Below are 21,146 nucleotides of genomic sequence, written 5' to 3'. Positions count from 1 at the left end.
CCTCTTCAACTCAGTTCAGGTCCGTTATCGAACCTTGACCAACCGCTACACTGCGTCACCACTGAATCCGACCCCATTTGCGCGTTCCGTCAAAAACCTGACGCCCACGCTCCTGATTCGCTCCTGGATCGCCGATTCGATCTTGCTTCTGCGATCCCACCAAGATCCACAACACACAACAAAAAACCCGCTGACCTGCACTTACGTGCCGGTCAGCGGGCTTCCGCCAACGTCGGGCTGACAGGATTTGAACCTGCGACCCCTTGACCCCCAGTCAAGTGCGCTACCAAGCTGCGCTACAGCCCGTTGTTCGATTTTCACCCTTCTCGGGGTGTGCGGTTAGCTTACCCCACCTCCGGATGGACGATCACCGGGGCCCTCCGCTTGGTGTTCTTCCTGGTCAGGCGGGGTCCAGGCGTCCACGGTTGCCGTGAGGGACTTCGTCCAGGCCGTCAGGATCCGGGTGCCCTCCTCCGGCGTCGCGCCGGTCGGGTCGCCCAGGACTCCGTTGGCCGTTGCCGCTCGCACGCCGTTGGCTCTGAGGGTGTCGATCAGGTTCGGCAGTGGCGTGGTGTTGCCTCTCTCCGCTCGCTCGAGGCGCACTGCGCGCGGGCGGATCGCCAGCATCGCCGCAGTCTCGGTGCGGCCCGCGTGGGTGTCGTCCGGGCGGCCCGTCGGTGCCCAGGCGAGCACCCGGCGGTCTTCCGCTCGCAGGGTTTCGATGGTGCGGCGGACCGGTTCGGCGTTGCCTCCGTGGGCCGACACCAGCACCACTCCCGCGAAGGCGTCCGCCGAGCGGACGAGTTCCACGAGCAGGTGCTCGACCGCTTCTTGGCCGATCGACAGCGTGCCCGGGAAGCCTGCGTGCTCTCCGCTGGAGCCGTAGGTCACCGGCGGTGCCACCAGGACGGGCCGCTCCTGGGCCAGCCGGTCGCAGAGTTCCGCCGCGATATCGGTGTCGACCGTGAAGGGCAGGTGCGGGCCGTGTTGTTCGGTCGCGCCCACCGGGACCGCGAGGAGGCTTCGTGGCGCGAGTTCTGCGACCTCTGGCCAGGTCAGATCCGCCAGGCGGGCAGTCATCGCGACACCTGGACGCTGCTGCGCCCACCTTTGTCGGTCAGGAAGGGCAGCAGTGGGGCGAGGCTTCTGGATTTGAGGGCGCCGCGTGCGACTCCGCAGCCGTAGGCCAGGTCGTCGGCCATGCGCGCCAGGCACCAGCGGGCTCGGCCCACTGGCGGTCGTTCGCGGGTCCAGTCCAGCAGGTGCCTGAGCGCCACCAGTCCGAGCACCGCCCGGCCGCGGCGGCTGAGGAGCAGCAGCGGGACGGCCACCGGCGCCCAGGCCCTTCCGATGGCGTCGGCGAAGTAGCGTCCGGCACCGAGATTTCCTTGCAGCGCCAAGCGGATCGCCTCGTGGGCGGGGATTCCGGTCTTGCCGAGCTTGCGGGTCAGCAGGGCCGCTGTTGCGCCGACCACGGCCAGTCCGGCACCCGTTCTGCCCGTGAGGATCAGGGCCCAGGCCACCGCGCTCCAAAGCGATGCCCGCACCGGCGCGACGGCGTCGCCGTGGCGCGTCGCCAGCGGTCCTGCCGAAGTGCCGTAGTCGAATCGTTGGCGCAGCAGGGCGGTCCAGCTCTTTCGCGGCGCGTGTTCGACGACTGACTCCGGCTCGTAGCGGACCAGCTGTCCTCGGGAGATCAACCGCCAGATCAGATCGACGTCTTCACCGAAGCGCAGTTCCTCGTCGAAGCCGTCCAGCTCGCGCAGCGCCGAGGCGCGGATCACCAGCGCCGCCGTCGGGACGTAGCTGATCCTGCTGCCGGGTTGTACCAGGCCCGGCTCGCCGCCCAGGTCGAGCGGGGAGCGGGTGCTCTCGTAGCGGGCGAGGATCGTGTTCCCCGGTGTGCTGCGGACCCTCGGTGCCACGGCTGCCACGGCTGGGTCTTCGAAGTGGCGGAGCACGGGTTCGAGCCAGCCATGGGTCGGGACCGTGTCGGCGTCCAGGAACGCCACGAGCGGTGTTCGGGCCAGCCGCCACCCAGCATTGCGGGCCGCCGCCGGGCCTCTGGCGGTCTCGTGGCGCACTGACGCTGCCGGAACCGGCTGCCGGGAGCCGTCGTCCACGACGATGGCGGGCGTGTCGAGCGCCGCGAGCAGGCTGGTCAGGTCGCCGTCCCGCACCGGAATCACCGCGGTCACGTCGCTGGGCCCGTGGTGGGTCTCGTCGTAGCGCGGGTGCATCATTCCGGCCCGGACGAGCCGTTGCGCCAGGCCGGCGGCGCTGTCGGTCACCGGCTCGCCCTCGATCCAGGCGTCGACGATGTCCGCTCCTCTGGCGTTGAGCCGCAGCACGCGGAACGGCGATCCGCCCGCCAGCGTTCGCCCGTCGTCCCAGCGGTGCAGGCTGGGGTCCGGCACCAGGCGGAGGGTCATGCCGTGAACCCCCCGTCGGCGTGCACCACGGTTCCCGTGATGGCCGAGGCCTGTTCGCTGCACAGCCAGCACACCGCGGCCGCCACTTCGTCGGGTTCCAGCAGGCGCTCGACCAGTTGGTGCCGGCTGAACTCCTCGACGTCCGGCAGGTCGTAGTAGGCGGCGGTGGCGGTGAGCATGTCCGTCCGCGTCGAGCCGGGCGATACCGCGGTGGCCGTGATGCCGGTGCCGCGGAGATCGGCGGCGAGGCCGCGGATCAGGCCGACCACGGCGTGCTTGGCCGCGTTGTACCCGGCGAGGTGGTAGAGGCCGCGGTGGGCCGCCGACGAGGCCAGGGCGACGAACCGGCCGGTGCGGGGTTGCGGTCGTTGCAGCAGCAGCGGGACAGCGGCGCGGGCCAGGTTCGCCACTCCCCTGACACCGACATCGAACAGGGCGTCCCACTCGTCGTTCGACGTTTCCCACAGCGGCTGCCCGCCTGCCATGACCGCAGCGGAGGCGACCGCCGCGTCGAGGCCACCGAACTCGGTCTCCGCCACCGCGACTGCCTGCCTGATCGCGGCTTCGTCGCGGACGTCGGCGACGACGTCGCGGACCGACTCCGGCCATTTCTCCGCCAATGCCGCCAGCTGGTCCCTGGTGCCCAGCGGATAGGTAGCGCCCGGGATGTCCGCGCAGATGTCGACTGCGACCACGCGCCAGCTGTCCGCTGCGAGGCGCTCCACAACCGCCGCGCCGATTCCGCGCGCCGCACCCGTCACGATCGCGACCCTGCTCACTTGGCCGCCTCCTCTTCTGCAGCGCAGCTCGAACCGGTGGGGTAGCCGTAGCGTCGCAGGTAGGCCAAGAGTTCGTCGGCCGCTTCGGCAGCCGGCAGCGGTCCGATGACGGTCGGTGCTGTGCGGTCCTGCAGCGCTCCGGTCAGTTCAAGCATACGATCATGCGCCGTCGTTCCGGCCGGGGCGGGGAACTCCCGCGGGCGTGGACGGAACGCATGGGCAGCGACCACTTGGGGTGGCCGCTTGGGCTCGCCGGGGATCGTTTCGATAGCCGCCTTCTGCGCCGAAAGCACCGCCGGCAGGCTCGCGCGGCGCAGGCGCACACCGGCGGCTTCGACCGACACGACCGCGGGCTTGGGCAGCCGCAGCACCTCCCGGCTGCCGCCGTCGAGCCTGCGGTGCGCGAGCAGCGACCCGTCGTCGCATTCGAGCCGCACGACGCCGAGCGCCTGTGCTGCGCCGAGCCGGGCCGCGAGAAATGCGGGCGTCGCTCCGGTCCCGCCGTCGGCCGATCTGTCCCCGCACAGCACGAGATCCGGTTCGCGGAGCGCGGATGCGATCGCCTTGGCCGTGTCGGCACCGTTGCGCACCAGCGCGCCGGGTTCCAGCTGGTCGTCCCGCTCGACGCGGATCGCCTCGTGTGCGCCGGCCGCCAGCGCGGTGCGCAGGATCTCCTCGGCCGCCACCGGTCCGACGGTCACCGCCGTCACCCGGCCGTCGAGTTCCTCGGCGAGCCGGAGGCCGTGTTCCAGCGCTGCCAGTTCGGCGGCGTTGCCGCCCCGGTCCCGGTCCTCGGCGTCGAGGGCACCGGTGAGCGGGTCCACCCGGACCCGCAGCCAGGACCAGCTCAGCGCCACGACGATCTGCGGTCCCATGTCAGCCCCTCCGGAACACGACGCCGTGCCCGCCATCCGGGTAGGTCCAGGTGATGGCGCCGGCCTTGTTGCAGATCTGGTAGCAGGTGCCGCATTCGAAGCACTGCTCGTAGTTGAACAGGATGCCGCCGTCACCGGTGGGCACGAACAGCTTCGCCGGGCAGGCGTGGACGCATTCCTTCGTGGTGCACGACCGGCAGATCTCGGCGTCCACGGTGATGTGCGGGCGGCCGCCGACCTGGAAGTCGACGGTACCCATCCGGTCCTCGAACGACACTTCGGGATACTGGTGCATTTGCACTGCTTCCTACTTATTGATCAGAGTTGATCGTCAGTTGGATCGCTCTCCGCTCGCAGGCTGGAGTCCTGGATCGGCAGTCTGATCCGGTCGGCGATCGGCCCGTTCCCGCACGATGGTTTTCACGGTTGCTACCGTTTCGTCGAAACCCGGCTGCAGACCCTTCCGCACATCGGCATCGGTGAAGTACCAACGTCCGGCAGGGCCAGACCAAACGGTGGCGCATCCTTTTCGCTCCGGCCGGCGCGCAGTGCCAGCCGAGCGACCTGCCGTCCGCGCGAATTCGCCAGTGGGATACGTCCCGACCAACATTGCCGACGATGGTCAACAGCGAACGAGAAACACACACCAGGTCGCCTCTCCTCAGCCGAAGACCCGGAAGCCGGCCCAGGCATCGGCGGCGAGTTGTCGCAGCCGGACGCCGTGCCGGGCGGCGGTTCGGCGGAACAGCTTGCCGAGCCCGGATTTTGGTTCCGGGTTGCGGACCGTGAAGACCTCCTGGGCGAAGTCGCACAGCAGCCGCGGGTACTGCCGCTGGACCCGGTCGGAGAGGACCAGGTGCGGGGCGCCCTGCAGGTTCTTGTGGTCGGTCAGCACGAAGTTGTCCTCCAGCCGCTTGCGGTAGCCGGCCAGCCGGGTGGGGTCGCCCGCGGCGATGGCTTCGGCGGCGGTCCTGCCCGCGGCCAGACCGGAGCCGATGGCGAAGTTGACGCCCTCCAGCCAGATTCCCGCCGCCAGGCACATCGCGGCCGCGTCCCCGGCGACCAGCAGGCCGTCCGCGGTGAGCGGCGGCATGCTGCGGTAGCCGCCCTCCGGGATCAGGTGTGCGGAGTACTCCTTCAGCTCCGCGCCGCGCAGGTAGGGCGCAATCGCCGGGTGAGCCTTGAGGTCCGCGAGGACTTCTTCGGGGCGTCGGCCGGACTTGGCCAGGCCGGTGAGCGACAGCACCACGCCGACGCTGATGGTGTCGCGGTTGGTGTAGAGGAAGCCGCCGCCGGGGATTTCTCCGGTGCAGCCGACGATTTCGAAGTCTGCGCCCTCGTCTACGTTTAGCCCGAAGCGCTCTTCGATCGTTCTCCTCGGCAGCGAAAGGGTTTCCTTCACGCCGAGAGTTTGGTGTTCGGGGTCCGTTCGCGGGAGCAGCCCGGCTTGCTTCGCCAGGAACGAGTTGACTCCGTCGCAGGCGACGACGAGTTGCGCCCGGATGTCGCCGTCGGGGCGGTCGGTGCGGACGCCGACCACGCGGCCGGAGGCGTCGCGCAGCAGCTCGGTGGCGACGGTGGAGCTCACCAGTTGCGCACCGGCGTCCACCGCTTTGCCCGCCAGCCATGCGTCGAAGTCCGCGCGGTAGGTCGTCATGCCGTTGTACGGCGCGCTTCCCCAGTCCTGCGTGCGGAAGTCGACGGTGAGGGCTTGGGTGGGGGTCATCATCATGGTGCTGCGGCGGGTGACCCACCGCTGGACAGGCACGTCTTCCCACCAGCGGGGCAGGACCTCGTCGAGCACCCGGCCGTAGACAACACCGCCGTAGACGTTCTTCGCGCCGGGGAACGGGCCGCGTTCCAGGAGGATCACGCTGCGCCCCGCCCGGGCCAGCTCCAACGCCGCGGCCGAACCGGCCGGGCCCGCCCCGGCCACCACGGCGTCCACACTGGACTGTTCAGCCATCGGCGGCCCCGTTCAGTCGGCGCGCCAGTTCGCGCAGGACTTCGGGCGCGTCGGCGACGATGCCCAGGTCGGCCATCGCGGTCATCGGGCACGACGGGTCGGTGTTCACGCTGACCACGTGCGCCGGTCGGCCCAGGCCGCCGACGTGCTGCGTCGCTCCGGAGACGCCGAAGGCGACGTAGAGGTCGGGGTCGACGACGACGCCAGTGGTGCCGATCTGGCGATCGTGCCCGGCCCAGCCCGCGTCGGTGATCACCCGGGTCGCGCCGGCGGAGGCTCCGAGCGCGGCGGCCACCTCGGTCAGGGTGCGCATCACCGCCGCGCCGTCCTCGCCCGGTCGCACCAGCCCGGCTCCGCCGCCGAGGACCCGCTTGGCCTCGGCCAGTTCGACGGTTTCGGGATCCGGTTCGAGGATCTCGACGACCTCGGCGTCGAGCACGTCCGGCAGGGTGATGGTCAGCTCGACCGGCTCCGGGGCCGCCACCGGCCGCGGCGTGCCGCGCACGCCCGGGATGAGGGTGACCACGGCCGGTTCGTCGAGGGCGACCGGGACTTCCAGCGAATCGTCCAGCCTGGACAGATCGACGTGCTTCGGGGTGCACCGGGTCGCGCCGGCGAACAGCGGTCGTTCGCTCTGGAAGGCAAGGCGGGCGGCGATGTCGCGGCCGTCCGGCGAGGCCGGTAGCACCACGACGTCGACCGCTTCGAGCAGCGGCGCCAGCGCTGCGGCCAGCGCTCCGGGCGCGATTCTCGGAGCCTCGGCCGTCCAAATGCGCTGCGCCGCCGTGAAAGCGCTAGCCGCCTCCGGTGTGCCGGTGCCGGCCACGAGGACCGCGCCGCCGCATTCGGCCGCCACTTCGTCGGCGCCGCCGGGCAGCGTCCCGTCGCGGACGATCACGACCGCGAGCATCTCCGGCAGTACATTCACAGGCCCACCGCCACTCGATGTCCTTCGACGACCGCGGCGTGCGCGCGACGCGGCGTGATGCAGTCGCCGACCCGGTGCACCGGGAACGGGGCTTTCTTCAGCTCGTGCCACAGGGCGTCGTCCGGGGCCTGGTGCGCCGCGCACACTACCCAGTCGAAGCGGGCCTCGGTCATCTCCCCGGTGGTGTGCTTGAGGATTTGCAGCGCGACGCCGTCCGACTCGGCCGATGCCGACATTACGACCTCGTCGGTGCGCTGCCCGATGCCTTTCGCATGTGCACGGACGTTGAAGGTCTCCAGGTCCAGGGTCACGCCGAGGTCCTGGCAGACCACCATGCCCGGCGTGGAGATCTGGATCCGGCAGCCGCGGTCGGCCAGCAGCTCGGCGACCGAGGCCGCCTGGTGGAACCCCAGGTCGTCGACGACCAGCACGTCGCCCGCCGGGGCCGCACGGCCTTCCAGGACATCGCGGACGTCGACGATCCGGTCGAGGCCGCCGGCCCAGTGCACCGGCTGCGGCCGGGCCCCGGTCGCGAGCACGACCACGTCCGGATGCTCGTCGCGAAGCATCTCCGCGGTCGCCGCGACACCGGTCTTGACGTCCACGCCGTATCGCTCGCATTCCGCGCGCAGGTTCCGGACCACGTCGAGGAATTCGGCGCGGCTGGGCACCGTCGCGGCGACGGCGACCTGCCCGCCGGTAGCCTGTTCCCGCTCGAACAGCGTCACGTGGTGGCCCCGCTCGGCCGCGGTCGACGCGGCTTGCAGGCCCGCCGGTCCGCCCCCGACGACGAGCACCCGCTTGCGCGCCCGGGGCATCGGCAGCGCCACGGATTCCTTGCCGGTCCGCGGGTTCTCGATGCAGCCGAGCCAGCGGTTCAGCCCCATCCGCCCGACGCATTCCTGGTTGCAGGACAAGCAGGTCCGGATGTCGCTCGCGTGCCCGGAGCGGGCCTTGGCCGCGAAGTCCGGGTCCGCGATCTGGCCGCGCACGACGCCGATCAGGTCGCAGTGGCCCTCTTCGAGCGCGCGCTCGGCCTGCAGCGGGTCCTTGATCCGCCCCACGCCCACCACGGGCAGCCGCACGGCGCGGCGGATGGCGTTGGAGATGAACAGCGCGTAGCCCGGCGGGATCGCCATCGACGCCTCGATCATGTAGAGCGTCGAGGTGGCCACGCCGATGGAGGTGTTGATGTAGTCGACCTTGCCGGTGGCCTCCACCATGCGAGCGACCTCGACCGCCTCGTCGATGGTGGTGCCGCCCTCGATCAGCTCGTCGCCGCACAACCGAACGCCCAGCGCCCGGTCAGGACCGAGCGCCTCGCGCACCGCGTCGATGATCTCCAGCAGAATTCGTGCGCGGTTGACCAGCGTTCCGCCGTAGGCGTCGGTGCGCTTGTTCGTCGCCGGGGAGAGGAAGCCGCGCACGATCGACGAGTGCGAGCACTGCAGCTCGACGCCGTCGAATCCGCCCTCCGCGCAGTGCCTGGCGACGGTGCCGTACCCGGCCACGACCTCGGCGATCTCGCGGCTGTCGATCGCCTTGGGCACCTCGCGGAACATTGGGTCCGGCACGGCGGAGGGGGCCCACACCGGCAGCCTGGAGTACATCGAGGACGCCTGGCCGCCGTTGTGGTTGAGCTGGGCAAAGATCGGAACACCGTGGGCGTGGACCGCTTCGGTGATCCGGCGGTAGCCGGGCACGACCGACCGGTGGAAGCCGTGGATCAGCTTCTCGTACGGCCAGTCCGTCGGGTGCGTCGAATGTTCCTCGGTGATCACCAGGCCGGCGCCACCGGCGGCGCGCGCCGCGTAGTAGGCGGCGTGCTGCTCGCTGGGCAGGCCGTCTTCGGCGTAGTTCGTCAGGTGCGCCGAGAACACGATGCGGTTGCGCACGGTCACCGGGCCGATCCGCAGCGGCGAGAACAGGTAGCGGCTCATCTCACCCCTCCTCCGACCAGCGCGGCGATGTCGCGCGCCGCACGGCGTCCTTCCAGGATCGCCTCGTGGATGGTCCTGGGCGCCACGCAGTCGCCGGCCCGCGGCCACGCGGCCAGCTGCGGGTTCGGCAGCCTATGTCCACAGTGGATCAGTGTCGCGCACGGCAGGGTTCGGCGCTGGGCGGTGAAGGTGTCTTCCAGGACCACGTGATCGGGATGGACCTCGCGCAGCAGCGAGCGCTTCTCCAGCCGGACCCCGGCGCGTTGCAACCGCCCGTTGGCGTCGGCCAGGTCGCCGGTCAGGGCCAGTTGCGTGCCCACTACCTGGTCTTGCGTGACGATCGCCGTCTCCCGCCCCTGCCCGGCCAGCAGCTCGGCGACTCCGACCCCGACCGCGTCCCCGACCGGGTCGAACACCACCACCGGCCCAGCCGCCGGGGAGCGTCCGCCGAGCAGGTCCACGACGTCGACGACCGCGCCGCTGAGGACCTCGTACGCGCGGGGTCCGGGGACCGATCCGGTGGCGACCAGCACTTCCCGGTCGGTGTCCAGGTCGGCTTCGGTGATCTCGGTGCCGAGCATGACGCGCACGCCGAGCCGGCGCACCTCCGCCTCCAGCCAGTCCACGAGCCCGCGCAGCCGACCGCGCCCGCCGACCTCCGCCGCCAGCGACGCCGTGCCGCCGAGCCGATCGGAGCGCTCGACGATCTCGACGGCATGCCCGCCCTCGGCCAGCACCCTCGCTGCTTCCAACCCGGCAGGCCCGCCGCCGACGACCAGCACGTTACGCGGCGGACCGGCCACGCTGCCGCGTTCGCCCTCGTGCCCGCTGAAGGGCTCGCCGATGCACGAGACGACGGGGTTGCGGTTGTCCCGGACGCGGCACTTCTGGTTGCACAGCACGCAGGGCCGGACCCGGTCCGCGTGCCCGGCGCGGACCAGCTCGACCAGCCGTGGCTCGGCGATCTGCGCCCGGGTCATCTCGACCAGATCCGCGACACCGCCGTCCAGCGCCTGCTGCGCCTGCTGATGCTCGACGACGCTGCCCTGCAGCACCACCAACGCTCGTGAGTGTTCGTTCCGGTTCTTAACGGATTTTTCACTCACGACCGACCGGATCTGGCGGCACAGGTCGATGTTGAAGCCCGGCTCGGTGTGCAGGTCGGGCCGCGTCGCCGAGGTCCCCATCGCGGATCCGCGCACCACCACGAGGTAGTCGATCCGGTCCAGCACGGCCTCGACGATCCCGGCGGCCTGCTCCGGGGTGATTCCCGCCCAGGGCGCGAGTTCGTCGCAGGACAGCCTCAGCCCCACAACGCGGTCACCGACCGTGCGGCGAACGGCAGCCAGAACATCGCTCAACAGCCGTGTTTTGTCCTCGCCGTAGGCGTCGTCGCGCCGGTTGGTCAGTCCGGACAGGAACTGGCGGAGCAGCGAGTACTGGCCCGCCTCGATCTCGACGCCGTCCAACCCGGCCCGCACGGCCGATTCCGCCGCGGCGGCGAAACCCGCGACGAGCTCGTCGATCTCGCCTTGCTCCATCTCCATCGGCATCTCGCGACTGGCCACGTCCGGCACCCGCGACGGCGCCCACAGCGCGCTCTGCGAGAACGCCGAAGCTCCCTGCGAGCCGGAGTGCCCAAGACCGGCGAGCACCACCGCGCCGTGCGGCCGGCAGGCCTCGGCGACAGCCGCCCACCCCTGGCCGCACTCCGCGGCGAGGGGTGCGCGCTCGTAGGGCCAGTCGGAGGCGTGCACGCTGGCGGTCTCTGTGACGATCACGCCTGCACCGCCGGCCGCCCGCGCCGCGTAGTACGCCACATGCCGGTCGGAAATGCCGCGGCCACGGCCCAGATTCGTCTCGTGCGGCCCGAACAGCACCCGCGACGGGGCCGGCACCGCGCCCAGCCGGACGCCGTCGGTCAGTCTCACGACTGGCTCGCCAGCGGGCTGGAGTCGCACGGCTTGGCCGGCACCGATGGCATGCCCAGCCCGACCCGCCGCCGCGACGACCGGGAATGGTCCCGCGACGCCTTCGGCAATCCCGAACGGTCCACAACGGACAGTGCGGTCTGCCCGTGCCCCTTCACGCACTCCGGGTCGGGGCCGTCCAACGGCAGGCCGGTGAAGAACTTGGCCGCCATGCAGCCGCCCTGACACGCGTCGAACTCCGAGCACGACTGACACGCACCGCCGGACTGCGGCTGCCGCAGCTCGGTGAACAGCTCAGATTCCCGCCACACCCGGGCGAATCCGCCGACATCGCGCACGTTTCCGGCCTTGAACTCGTCGTGGATCGCGAACGGGCACGCGTACACATCACCCACCGGGTCGATCAGGCACACCACCCGACCGGCGCCGCACAGGTTCAGACCCGGCAGCGGCGTCGACCCAAGGGCGTTCAAGTGGAAGAACGAGTCCCCGGTGAGCACCTGCTCGCCGTGTTCGACCAGCCACGAGTAGATCTCGCGCTGCTGCGCGTCCGTCGGATGCAGCTCGTCCCACACGTCCGCACCGCGCCCCGACGGGCGCAGCCGGGTGATCCGCAGCTGCGCACCGAACCGGTCGGCGATGGCCTTGAAATCGTCCAGTTGCGACACGTTCTGCCGGGTCATGACCCAATGCCGCTTAGCCTATTTTGATCATGCTGCTGTGTGGGTGAGTTGGATGCTGGGCGGGCTGTCGTGGCGGGTTCCGGTGTCGGTGGGTTTTTTGACTCGGTAGGCGTTGTGGCGGCCGCGTTTGATCACGCGGGGGTAGCTGCGGTGGCGGCGGCGGGGATTGAGGTTGCGGGCGGCGGTGATGTCGGAGGTGATAGCGGCCAGAGATCGTTTCTGGTGTTCAGGGGGAAAAAGCCGCCGGATCGGCGATCCGGCGGCGGACGATGCGGACGGTGCGGGTGAATTTGACCCGGTCGGGGTCGATGTCGGCTTCGGTGGCCGCCCGGCAGATCAGCGCGCTGATCGCGTAGTGGGTGAGCAGGTAGCCGTAGAGCTCCTGGCGGACCATGTCGGGGCTTTTCGACCGCAGCACTCTTCCCGGTCCGCGCAGGACGGTTTTGATCTGTCCGTTGGCGGTTTCGTGTTCCCAGCGGTGGTGGTAGCTCTCGGCCAACGCCGCCGCCGGCGCTGCGGTGGGGTCGGTGATAGTGGTGATCAGCCGGATCAGTTCGCCCTTGCCGTTGCCGTCGCGGTCGGGCACCGTGTATTCCACGACCCGCACAATCCTGGCCTGATCAGGAGGGAGATCCTCGCCGCGGGCGGCGGCGTCGATGAGCGCTTGCCGTGCCCTGCCCCGGATTTTCGCCTCGATCAGCACCGAGCGGTAGGAGCCGTCATACAGCGATCCCAGCACCGGCAGCCTCGTGTTGGACTTGACGCGCCACAATAGCTCCGCACCCGTGTCAGCCGCGGTGCACCAGTCCTGCCAGGTGTAGAAGTTGCGGTCGGCGATCAGCAACCAGCCAGGCTGCAGGCGCCCGTACAATCGCCTCGCCAGGGTCTGTTCCCCGCTGCCCTTGCCGGTGACCCCACCGATTTCAGCGTCCACCATCGCATGCGAGCCGCACTCGCTGACCGACACCACACGGACCTTCGGAAACGCCGACCGGCTCTCCCCCGAGCCGCCGTATCCGAACTCCGCGCCGTTGGCCTTGGTGTCCGGTGCATCCCACTCGAACCCGTCGATGGCCATCAACCGCCACGGCCCGAGAAACGCACCCCGGGTCAGCTCCCCGGCCACCGGGACCGCGACCCGGGCGAACAACTCCGCAAGCGGCTCGGCCCCCAACCGCTGACGAGCCTGGGTGATCCCACCCGAAGTAGGCAGACTCCACTGCTGATCCCAGCAGCCCCACGCCGCCAGCGTATCGGTCAGCCGGGCCGCGACTTCCTCATAATCCTCCGTGGCGAACAACGCCATCGCCATCACGAAATACACCATGACGTGCGGCGGAAGCTTCCCATCCGAGCGCTTGGCCTGCCGCCCCGCCGCGACGATCACTTCATCGACCACATCCCGAGGAACCGACGAGGCCAGCACCCCCAGCGAAACCAGATCCGTCAACCGGGCCCCAGCCACCACGCCATCATCCACCACACCCGAGATCATCCCCGCCACCAACAACAAGATCAACTCAAGCTAAGCGGCATTGGGTCATGACCACCGAGATCTTGAAGTCCCGCATGCCCGCCGCCGACAGGTTCTCCAGCGCGCGCATCGCCATGCCGAACGACCCGGGACCGCGCACGGCGTCGTTCACCTCGCGCGTCGCGCCGTCCAGGGAGATCTGCACGTCCACGTAGTCGGTGGCCGCGAGCTGCCGGGCGCGCTCGGCGTCGATGCGCAGCCCGTTGGTGGAGAACTTCACACCTACCTGGTGCTCGATGGCGTAGTCCAGCAGTTCCCAGAAGTCCGGGCGCACCGTCGGCTCGCCGCCGCCGACGTTGACGTAGAAGACCTGCATCCGCTGCATCTCGTCGATCACGGCCTTCATCTCGGCCGTGCTCAGCTCGCGCGGATCCCGCCGCCCGGACGACGAAAGGCAGTGCTCACAAGCCAGGTTGCAGGCATAGGTCCACTCCCAGGTCAAGCAGATCGGGGCGGCCAGCCCACCCTTGAACTGCTCCACCAGCGACGGCACGGGCGCCGGTTGCACAGCAGTCATCTTCGACTCCACGGGTTCGACGGACTCGGGACAGGTACGGACTCCGGTCAGGTACGGACTCGGGTCGGGTAGGGACTCGGGTCGGGTAGGGACTCGGGTCGGGTACGGACTCGGGTCGGGTAGGGACTCACGATTTCGCGCGAAATCGACGCTTCCCGTGCAGGGGAGGCGGCGATTTCGCGCGAAATCGCCACCGATCATCGGGGCCGGATCATGTCCGTGGCCGCCAGCGAGGACAGCGCCCTCCGGAACTGCGCCCGGCGCTCCGCCGGGACGTCCAGCAGGGCGTCCTCGACGCTGGCGTGCTCGGCGAGCCCGCGCACCAGGTCCACCAGCTCGGGAACCTTCAGGAACGACAGCCTGCGGTTGCCGAAGTGGTACGCGAGCGCCCCGAACGGCTCGGGGCGCAACGCGACCTGCGGGTTCAGCCGGTAACCGCGACTCGGATCGAATTCCGCTGCACCGGCCACCGCTAGTAGACCCCGCACATCCCGTCGATCGAGACCTCTTCGACCAGCAGGTCCTCTTCGACCGCCGGGTCCGCGGCGGCAGTGCCCATCTCGTGCTGTTCGTCAGCCATGCGATGCTCCTCGTCGATGAGGGCCGAACCGAGTCGGCCGCCCTGACCACTTCGGCTACCATATTTGCACCGAGTGCATTTTGAAAGACCTGGAGATGCATCCTTTGGGGCACAACACCATTGGCGCAGCCGACCGCCTCGGTGGTCGACGGAAGGTGACCACCGCCGCCGAGCTGGAGCAGGTCGCGTTCGAACTCTTCGACGAACACGGCTTCGAGCACACCACCGTCGCCGACATCGCCCGCGCGGCGGGCATCGCTCGGCGGACGTTCTTCCACTACTTCCCGTCGAAGAACGACGTCCCGTGGGGCGACTTCGACGGTGAACTGGACCGGATGCGCGCGGACTTCCACGCCGCGCCGCCGGAAACCCCACTGATGGACGCGATCCGCCACTGCCTGGTCGAGTTCAACCGGGTCGCTCCGGAGCAGGTTCCGGCGCACCGCCGCCGGATGCAGCTCATCCTCGGGGTGCCCGCCTTGCAGGCCCACTCGACGCTGCGGTTCCAGGCCTGGCGTCAGGTCATCGCCGAATTCGTCGGCGAACGCCTCGGCCAGCCCGAGGACGCCCTCACGCCGCAGGCCATCGCCCACGCCACGCTCGGCGTCGCCATCGCCGCCTACGAACAGTGGCTCGGCAAAACGGATTCCGAGCTCACCGAACTGCTCGACACCGCGATGCGCGAACTTGCCGCAGCATTCGGGCGGCCGGACGCCGAGTGACATCCCGCCCCGCATCGGCCCGGATCAGTAGTCGCTGCCTTCTCCCGCTTGAACGCGACCGGGTCGACCGCGACCACATAGCGCGCGCCGCCGCCGCGGCACCCTGCGCGGCGTTGATGCCGACGCCGCCGATGCCCGTGGTCGCCCTCCTTGAAACCGGAGACGTCGGGGTCATATCCCACTCATCGTCGAATGGCCTTGAAGGTCACGTATGGCTTCCCGAGCATGGAAATACCGGGGGACGCAGTCAAGGGGCGATCCCCGGAGCCTGCCGGACCTCGAACTCGTTGCGACGAAAGGGATTTTTAGCGCGCGATGTTGCGGACGACCAGGACCGGGCAGGGCGAGTGGTGGATCAGCTTGTGGCTGGTCGAGCCCAGGTGGGCGCCGGCGACGCCGCCGCGGCCGCGCGCGCCCACCACCACGAGCTGCGCAGCCGCCGCGCGGGCGAGCAGCTCCGCGGTCGGTGATCCGCGGCCGACGAACCGCAGCACCTCGACGTCGGGGAACCGCTCCTCCCAGCCCGCCAGGACCTCGGCGACGTACCGCTCCTCGTTCTCGCTGACCTCCTGCTCGGGCAGCCGGGTGCGCAGCCACTTGAGATCGACCCCGACCACTTCCCAGGTGTGCACGACGTGCAGCGGCACAGCCCGGGAGGCGGCCACCGCGAAGGCGTGCTCCAGCACGGGCTCTGCCGACGCGGCGTCGTCCACCCCGGCCACGACCGGTCCGGTCACCGGGAAGCGCAGCGGCTCACCGACATCCGGCACGACCGCCACCGTGCAGTGCGCGTGCGCGGCCACCTTCACCGCGACGGCACCGGCGAGCAGGCCGGTGAAGCCGCCGAAACCGCGATCACCCACCACCAGGAGCCCGGTGCGCTCGGACTCCGCGATCAGCACCTTCTCCGCCGTGCCCGGCACGGACGCGGCTGCGACGGACACCTCCGGCGCCTGCTCGCGCGCGCTCTCGACGGCGGCGTCCAGCCAGTGCGCGACCTCGCCGCGGACGGGCGCCGGCTCAGCTTCGCCCAGCACGGGTTGGGCGGTCGCGTCCGCATAGACGATTCGGAGATCGACCCCACGCCGCGCCGCCTCCCACGCCGCCCAGCGGGCCGCGTTCCGCGCGACCGCCGAACCGTCGACGCCCACGATCACTGGACTGCCGCTCATGCCCGCCTCCCCGGTGCTGTCCGCATCACGGCACCAGGGTGGTCCAGCCCGCCCGGACTCGCTCGCCGGAACTCAGCGGGTCGGCATGCGCCCGGCGACGAGCAGCTCGGTGTTGCGGTCGGCGAGCTCGCCGAGCTGCGCGAGGTCGGTGTGCGGGTCGTTGAAGGACAGCTCGCGGTACATGGCCGTTCGGCCGTTTCGTCGAAAACGCAACAGCCTCATAGGACGGCACGAACGGTCCATTCGCCTCAATCAACACATTCCGGAACACGCTCTGCAGCGGCCAAGAGCACGATCGGTATCTGACTGGCGGAAACCGGGATCAGGCGTGGTCGGTGATGTTGAGCGCGGTGGGGTCACCCAGCACATGCCCGGCGAGCTCGCCGAGTCGATGCGCTGGCGATGCGCTGGCGATGCGCTGGCGATGCGCTGGCGATGCGCAGCCGCGTCGACTACCACCTGGCCCAGCTGCTGAACAAGGCCCTCACAGAACGCGCACCAGAGGTCTGAAACGGACGGACAGTTCGCGCCACCTAGCGAGACGGGCGGTCCGTTCGCCTCAGCTTGCCGTGCGGGCGATCTCGGCGCGGACGCCGAGCAGGCGGACCGGGCGGTCCAGCGGGAACCGGCCGAGTGCGGTCTGGGCGGCGCGCTCGATGGCGTCGGCTTCGCGAGTGGGAGCCGGCAGCGACACTCCGTGGGTGTGGGTGGCGAAGCGGGAATCGCGCACCTTCACCACGACCCGGCGGGCCAGGGCGTCCTCGACGGCCAGGTCATCGGCGACGACGCGCGACAGGCGGGTGATCTCCGAGCGCATCTCGGCTTCGTCGCGGAGGTCCTTCTGGAAGGTGACCTCACGGCCGTGCGAGCGCGCCTGGTAGGGCTCGTCGGTGACCGGCGTCGAGTCGTAGCCGTGCGCGAGCGCGACGAGCCAGGGCCCGATGTTGGGGCCGAATTCGCCCACGAGGTCGGCCATCGCGGTCCGCGCCAGGTCGCCGACGGTGGCGATGCCACGCGCCGCGAGCTTCTTCGCCGTCTTCGCCCCGACGCCCCACAACGCGTCCGTCGGACGCGACGCCATCACCTCGACCCAGTTGGACACGTCCAGCCGGAACACCCCGGCGGGTTTGGCCAACCCGGAGGCCAGTTTCGCGCGGAGCTTGTTGTCGCCGATGCCCACCGAGCACGCCAGGGCGGTGCGTTCCCGCACGTGCCGCTGCACCGATCGCGCGGTGAACTCGGCGCCCTCGGTGTCGACCAGCATGAACGCCTCGTCCCACCCCGCAACCTCCAGGATGCCGCCGACCTCCCGCAGCGCCGCCATCACGTCGGCGGACGCGACGAGGTAGGTCTCGCGGTCGGCGGGCAGGAACACCGCCCCCGGGCAACGGGCTGCCGCAGTGCGCAGCGGTGTCCCGGAGCGGACCCCGAACTCCCGCGCCTCGTAGGACGCCCCGGCCACCACGCCGCGCTCCTTCGGGTCGCCGGACCCGCCGACGAGCACCGGCCGTCCCCGCAGCTCGGGATGTCGCAGCAGCTCGACCGCCACGATGAACTGATCGAGATCCACGTGCAGCACGACCCGTTCCACGCTGCCAGCATCGACGGATTTCACGAATTCCGCCAGATCGGCTCGCCGACGGACCCGAACCACCTGTCCAGCGCGACCATCCGCTTCGGACACCGTGCTTCGCTACCGGCCAGGGTGCGTGACACTGGTGGGGTGAGCAAACGAAGCGCCGGCATCCTGCTGTTCAAGATCGAGGACGGATCACCGCAGGTCCTCGTCGTGCACCCGGGCGGTCCGTTCTGGAAGAAGAAGGACGCCGGGGCATGGTCCATCCCCAAGGGCGAGCACGAGCCGGACGAGGACGCGCTTGCCGCGGCCACCCGCGAGTTCGCCGAGGAGACCGGCATGCCGTTGACCGATCGCGAGCTCTCGCCGCTCGGCGAGGTGAAGCAGCGCAACGGCAAACTTGTGACGGCTTGGGCCATCGAGGGCGATTTCGATGCGAACGCCCTGCGCAGCAACGAGTTCGAGATGGAGTGGCCGCCGAAGTCGGGCCGCTGCCAGAGCTTCCCGGAGGTCGACCGCGCCCTGTGGTGCGACCCGGGAACCGCCCGCGAGAAGCTCAACCCTGCCCAAGCCGAGTTCGTCGACCGACTGCTCGACCTGCTGCGCGCCGCCGGCCGCCTGCCGTGAGAACTGCGTAGGCGCAGGTCTGGACCGAGTACCTGAACACTCCGCGCCGCGTGGACTACGCCGCCTCCCCCGGCCGACCGCGTTCGCCGAGGTCGCCTGAAGCGGCCCCGACCGCGACTTCGCGGACTTCCGGCGGCGCCTGGTCGACCACCACTCGCCCCCGCCTGGATGCCTTCGGCGGCGAGTACGGCCGCTCGGCGGCCCGCACCCGTGGTAAACCCGCCCCGGCGTACCCGGCCGACCGGGGTAGCCGGGGCTGCGGGGAAAACCCTTGAAACAGGTGTGAATCCGCCATCCCGCCCGGTAACGTCGCATTGAATGATCGATCAATCACCGGGGGTGGGGATGACGGAAGCATCGGTGAGCCTGGGAGTTCCGGTCTCCCAGCTTCCATCGCGCCTCGACCGGCGGTGGATCAGGCGACGTCGCATGGAGAAGATCCCGGACCAGCCGATCGTCCACCTGCTGCGCGACAACGACTCCGGCGCCCTCATCGATCAGCTCTCCGGCCACCTCGGAACCGTCGTGCCGCACGTGAGGCTGGACGTCGGCGGGACGCCCGCCGAAACCCCGCGGCAGAAGTCGGTGCAGATCCGGAAGCTGCTGGACAAAGGGGCCCAAGGGCTGCGCGACGCCGACTCGTGGCCGCGGATCGGCCGGCTGCGCTTCCGCCGCTACGCGCTGCTGAGCTGGCTGCTGAAGAAGAACTTGCCACCGACGAACCTGGCCCAGGCCCCGCATTCGCACACCCGGCAGCTGCTGCGCGAATACCTCCGAAGCCGCCGACCCCGTCGGGACAGGCAGCAGCCCCAGCAGGAAGCCGCACTCTGGGAGTCGGCCGCCCAGAGCCTGCCCTGGTACCTCTTCGCGCTTTCGCTGACGTTCTTCCCGCTCTACTACGCGTGGTGGGTGCGCCGGGGCCGCGTCGCCCGCTGGTTCATGCGGCAGCGCTACCTGTCCCCGCGCGAATCGGCGGACTTCCCCAGCTTCGCCCAGCGCCTGATCACCACGCCATCGCGCTGGGAAAACGCCGAGCAGGTGCGGAAACTCCTGGTGCACGCGTTCCTGACCGACCTGGCCGAGTCGTACACCAGGAGGCTGTGGCGGTGGCAGTGGGTGCCCAAGGACTGCTACCCGGTGCTGCTGCTGCGCAACCTCGGGGATGAGACCGCAGGCAAGATCCTGGTGCGGCTCATCAACGACGTCCGCAACGAGACCGGCGTCCCCGACCCGCTGCTGGTGATCGGCAGCGGCGCGCAGCCGCTGCAGGACAGCGAGACGCCCAGCGCACCGGTCACCCTCGAAAGCTGGCCCGAGACCCTGCAGGAAGCGCGGCGCAAGCGCTCGAACACCGCCTGGTACGTGACGCTGCGGGTGGCCGGCGAGCCGCATTCGGCGGACGACGAACCCGGTGTTTTGCTGGGCCAGACGAGCCTGCCGCTGAAGCGCTCGAAGCTGCTGCGGCGCATCCCGATCCTGCTGGTGGTCCTGCTGGTCCTCGGCGGCGGCGCCGCCTACCTCCAGCAGTACCAGCAGCACTGCGGCCGGAGTTGGTGGCCGTGGACCAACACCGATCTGTGGTCGGCTGGCGACGAATGCGTCGGTATCGCCGACCCCGGTTACCACTTCTCCAGCGACATCAAGGATGAGAACCTGCGCAATCGGCTCATCGACGCGCAGCAGGCGATCGAGGGCGAAAACGACCTGTCTGAGGGCAAGAACCGGGTGGACCAGGATCAGCCGCTGCCCTACGTCTCGGTCGTCTACTTCAGCACCCTCACCGGCAAGGACCCCGATTCGTCGACTCTGGACGGAGTCGCCGCCGAGTTGGAGGGCTTGGCGAAGGCACAGGAGAAGGCGCGGCTGGACGGCGGCGTGGCCATCCGGGTCGTGCTCGCCAACGGCGGCGCCTCGATGAGCCACGCTCCCGACGTCGCCGAGCGCATCGTCGAATACGCCAGGGGCACGTCGCCGGGCGAACCGCCCGTGGTGGCGGTCGTCGGGCTGGGCGGCAGCTGGGACGGGACCGCGAAGGCGATCAGCACGCTGGGACGCAGCGGGCTGACCATGGTCGGCACGGTGACCTCGGCCGACGACTTCCCCAAGCTGAGCAGGCTTTACCACCAGGTGGGGCCGACCAATCTCTGGGAGTCCCAGGTCGTCGCGCAACACGTGCGCAACATTGGCGTCCACGACGTCGCCGTGTACTACGAGGAAGGCGACCTCTACAGCAAGAACCTGGCCGAGGACATCGGGGCGCAGCTGGAGGATTCGGCGCGATTGGTGGACCCGCAGCGCTCCAACCCCTCCGACGCCGTGCGGTGCAGTCCCGATTCGCTGGTCTTCTTCTCCGGAAGGGCGGACCAGTTCGGGAAGTACCTGAACACGGTGCAGGACAAGTGCGTCGACCCAAAGATGCGGCCACGTCTGATGGCCGGGGACGACACGACGAAGTTCCTGCTCGACCGCCAGCTGCCGCCCGGCGTCGAGCTGGATTACATCGACTTCACCGGCCTGCGCGTGCAAGAAGGCACCGACGGCCTGGTGGGGCGGGGACTGCTCGCGTTCGACGCGGTCGACCTCGTCCGGCAGGCGGTGCGGAAGGTGACCGACGAGCAGGTGGAGGTCGACACGACGCCGCTGAACGGCCAAGCCGTCTGGTACGGGATCGCCCGGCTCGGCGAGAACCCGGGCGGTATCCGCGCGAACAGCGGCGCCATCGACTTCGGCGCCCCGGCCGGACAGGTCCCGGTCCGCAAGGCGATCTCGGTGATGCGAGTCGTGGAGGCGGGCCCGGACAGCGCTCAGCCCAACGAACGCAAACCCGTACTCGTGATGCACTGCGGGAACACCCCACACCAAACCGGCCAATGCCCCCCGTGAT

Annotated in this window: 18 protein-coding genes, 1 tRNA gene and 2 pseudogenes; 3 read left to right on the top strand and 18 right to left on the bottom strand. The window is 70.0% G+C overall.

All coding sequences use genetic code 11. The features are described from left to right. Positions 1 to 232: 232 nt before the first annotated feature. The 15 genes and pseudogenes from FDZ84_RS23035 to mftA all read right to left on the bottom strand — a co-directional run bounded on the left by FDZ84_RS23035 (position 233) and on the right by mftA (position 14,144). Positions 233 to 306, bottom strand: a tRNA-Pro gene (locus FDZ84_RS23035). 33 nt (positions 307 to 339) lie between these two features. Continuing rightward, positions 340 to 1,080: a mycofactocin biosynthesis peptidyl-dipeptidase MftE gene (gene mftE, locus FDZ84_RS23030; RefSeq protein WP_168587593.1), complete on the bottom strand. Its 741-nt coding sequence runs from the start codon at positions 1,078 to 1,080 to the stop codon at positions 340 to 342. After that, positions 1,077 to 2,432, bottom strand: coding sequence for a mycofactocin biosynthesis glycosyltransferase MftF (mftF, locus tag FDZ84_RS23025; RefSeq protein ID WP_168587592.1), 1,356 nt, complete (start codon positions 2,430 to 2,432; stop codon positions 1,077 to 1,079). The genes mftE and mftF overlap by 4 nt, the downstream gene beginning before the upstream one ends. Further along, positions 2,429 to 3,211 (bottom strand): mycofactocin-coupled SDR family oxidoreductase, encoded by a 783-nt coding sequence (locus FDZ84_RS23020; protein ID WP_168587591.1) that lies wholly within the window; start codon positions 3,209 to 3,211, stop codon positions 2,429 to 2,431. Before FDZ84_RS23020 ends, mftF begins: the two co-directional genes overlap by 4 nt. After that, complete coding sequence (locus FDZ84_RS23015) at positions 3,208 to 4,086, bottom strand: mycofactocin-associated electron transfer flavoprotein beta subunit (protein WP_168587590.1); 879 nt, start codon at positions 4,084 to 4,086, stop codon at positions 3,208 to 3,210. The genes FDZ84_RS23020 and FDZ84_RS23015 overlap by 4 nt, the downstream gene beginning before the upstream one ends. A 1-nt stretch (position 4,087) precedes the next feature. Continuing rightward, a complete protein-coding gene (locus FDZ84_RS23010) occupies positions 4,088 to 4,381 on the bottom strand; it encodes a ferredoxin family protein (RefSeq protein ID WP_168587589.1) in 294 nt (97 codons plus the stop codon). Positions 4,382 to 4,747: 366 nt separating this feature from the next. Further along, a complete protein-coding gene (locus tag FDZ84_RS23005; protein WP_168587588.1) occupies positions 4,748 to 6,052 on the bottom strand; it encodes an FAD-dependent oxidoreductase in 1,305 nt (434 codons plus the stop codon). Beyond that, entirely contained in the window at positions 6,045 to 6,980 is a 936-nt protein-coding gene (locus tag FDZ84_RS23000; protein ID WP_168587587.1) for a mycofactocin-associated electron transfer flavoprotein alpha subunit, read from the bottom strand. Before FDZ84_RS23000 ends, FDZ84_RS23005 begins: the two co-directional genes overlap by 8 nt. Continuing rightward, positions 6,977 to 8,920: a mycofactocin system FadH/OYE family oxidoreductase 2 gene (locus tag FDZ84_RS22995; protein WP_168587586.1), complete on the bottom strand. Its 1,944-nt coding sequence runs from the start codon at positions 8,918 to 8,920 to the stop codon at positions 6,977 to 6,979. The genes FDZ84_RS23000 and FDZ84_RS22995 overlap by 4 nt, the downstream gene beginning before the upstream one ends. Further along, positions 8,917 to 10,851, bottom strand: a complete 1,935-nt coding sequence (locus FDZ84_RS22990) for a mycofactocin system FadH/OYE family oxidoreductase 1 (protein WP_168587585.1) — start codon at positions 10,849 to 10,851, stop codon at positions 8,917 to 8,919. The genes FDZ84_RS22995 and FDZ84_RS22990 overlap by 4 nt, the downstream gene beginning before the upstream one ends. Further along, positions 10,848 to 11,537, bottom strand: a pseudogene (gene mftC, locus FDZ84_RS22985) (mycofactocin radical SAM maturase); the annotation flags it as partial. The pseudogene mftC (FDZ84_RS22985) and the gene FDZ84_RS22990, both read right to left, overlap by 4 nt. 223 nt (positions 11,538 to 11,760) lie before the next feature. Continuing rightward, positions 11,761 to 13,029, bottom strand: coding sequence for an IS4 family transposase (locus tag FDZ84_RS22980; RefSeq protein ID WP_168587112.1), 1,269 nt, complete (start codon positions 13,027 to 13,029; stop codon positions 11,761 to 11,763). A 40-nt stretch (positions 13,030 to 13,069) separates the two neighbouring features. Next, a pseudogene (gene mftC, locus FDZ84_RS22975) lies at positions 13,070 to 13,585 on the bottom strand (mycofactocin radical SAM maturase); the annotation flags it as partial. Positions 13,586 to 13,782: 197 nt separating this feature from the next. Further along, positions 13,783 to 14,055 (bottom strand): mycofactocin biosynthesis chaperone MftB, encoded by a 273-nt coding sequence (gene mftB, locus FDZ84_RS22970; RefSeq protein ID WP_168587584.1) that lies wholly within the window; start codon positions 14,053 to 14,055, stop codon positions 13,783 to 13,785. A gap of 2 nt (positions 14,056 to 14,057) precedes the next feature. Then, the gene (gene mftA, locus FDZ84_RS22965; RefSeq protein ID WP_246869212.1) at positions 14,058 to 14,144 is read right to left on the bottom strand and encodes a mycofactocin precursor MftA; all 87 of its coding nucleotides are present in this window, start codon (positions 14,142 to 14,144) and stop codon (positions 14,058 to 14,060) included. A gap of 176 nt (positions 14,145 to 14,320) precedes the next feature. On the opposite strand from mftA, the gene mftR reads away from it, so the two are divergent. Next, a complete protein-coding gene (mftR, locus tag FDZ84_RS22960) occupies positions 14,321 to 14,887 on the top strand; it encodes a mycofactocin system transcriptional regulator (RefSeq protein ID WP_246868359.1) in 567 nt (188 codons plus the stop codon). Between the two features lie 305 nt (positions 14,888 to 15,192). Here mftR and FDZ84_RS22955 read toward each other — a convergent pair whose 3' ends face one another. From FDZ84_RS22955 to FDZ84_RS22940, 3 genes are all read right to left on the bottom strand, one after another. Then, a complete protein-coding gene (locus FDZ84_RS22955; RefSeq protein WP_168587581.1) occupies positions 15,193 to 16,059 on the bottom strand; it encodes a universal stress protein in 867 nt (288 codons plus the stop codon). Between the two features lie 72 nt (positions 16,060 to 16,131). Next, complete coding sequence (locus FDZ84_RS22950) at positions 16,132 to 16,272, bottom strand: hypothetical protein (protein WP_168587580.1); 141 nt, start codon at positions 16,270 to 16,272, stop codon at positions 16,132 to 16,134. A gap of 346 nt (positions 16,273 to 16,618) precedes the next feature. Next, positions 16,619 to 17,638, bottom strand: a complete 1,020-nt coding sequence (locus tag FDZ84_RS22940) for a DNA polymerase IV (RefSeq protein ID WP_246868358.1) — start codon at positions 17,636 to 17,638, stop codon at positions 16,619 to 16,621. Between the two features lie 126 nt (positions 17,639 to 17,764). On the opposite strand from FDZ84_RS22940, the gene FDZ84_RS22935 reads away from it, so the two are divergent. Together FDZ84_RS22935 and FDZ84_RS22930 are read left to right on the top strand one after the other, a co-directional pair. Further along, positions 17,765 to 18,262, top strand: coding sequence for an NUDIX domain-containing protein (locus tag FDZ84_RS22935; RefSeq protein ID WP_210435742.1), 498 nt, complete (start codon positions 17,765 to 17,767; stop codon positions 18,260 to 18,262). Positions 18,263 to 18,691: 429 nt separating this feature from the next. Continuing rightward, positions 18,692 to 21,145, top strand: a complete 2,454-nt coding sequence (locus FDZ84_RS22930) for a hypothetical protein (protein ID WP_168587578.1) — start codon at positions 18,692 to 18,694, stop codon at positions 21,143 to 21,145. Position 21,146 lies beyond the last annotated feature (1 nt).

The sequence above is a fragment of the Saccharopolyspora sp. ASAGF58 genome (genome assembly GCF_012277335.1).
Classification (GTDB): Bacteria; Actinomycetota; Actinomycetes; order Mycobacteriales; family Pseudonocardiaceae; genus Saccharopolyspora; species Saccharopolyspora hattusasensis.
Note: the sequence above shows the minus strand (reverse complement) of the source record. Positions and strands in the feature narration are given on the sequence as shown.

Bases quoted from the DNA above. Each gene is read 5' to 3' on its own strand.
- mftE (WP_168587593.1), bottom strand. From the start codon at position 1,080: ATGACTGCCCGCCTGGCGGATCTGACCTGGCCAGAGGTCGCAGAACTC.
- mftF (WP_168587592.1), bottom strand. From the start codon at position 2,432: ATGACCCTCCGCCTGGTGCCGGACCCCAGCCTGCACCGCTGGGACGAC.
- FDZ84_RS23015 (WP_168587590.1), bottom strand. From the start codon at position 4,086: ATGGGACCGCAGATCGTCGTGGCGCTGAGCTGGTCCTGGCTGCGGGTC.
- FDZ84_RS23010 (WP_168587589.1), bottom strand. From the start codon at position 4,381: ATGCACCAGTATCCCGAAGTGTCGTTCGAGGACCGGATGGGTACCGTC.
- FDZ84_RS23005 (WP_168587588.1), bottom strand. From the start codon at position 6,052: ATGGCTGAACAGTCCAGTGTGGACGCCGTGGTGGCCGGGGCGGGCCCG.
- FDZ84_RS22995 (WP_168587586.1), bottom strand. From the start codon at position 8,920: ATGAGCCGCTACCTGTTCTCGCCGCTGCGGATCGGCCCGGTGACCGTG.
- FDZ84_RS22980 (WP_168587112.1), bottom strand. From the start codon at position 13,029: ATGATCTCGGGTGTGGTGGATGATGGCGTGGTGGCTGGGGCCCGGTTG.
- mftA (WP_246869212.1), bottom strand. From the start codon at position 14,144: ATGGGCACTGCCGCCGCGGACCCGGCGGTCGAAGAGGACCTGCTGGTC.
- FDZ84_RS22955 (WP_168587581.1), bottom strand. From the start codon at position 16,059: ATGAGCGGCAGTCCAGTGATCGTGGGCGTCGACGGTTCGGCGGTCGCG.
- FDZ84_RS22930 (WP_168587578.1), top strand. From the start codon at position 18,692: ATGGAGAAGATCCCGGACCAGCCGATCGTCCACCTGCTGCGCGACAAC.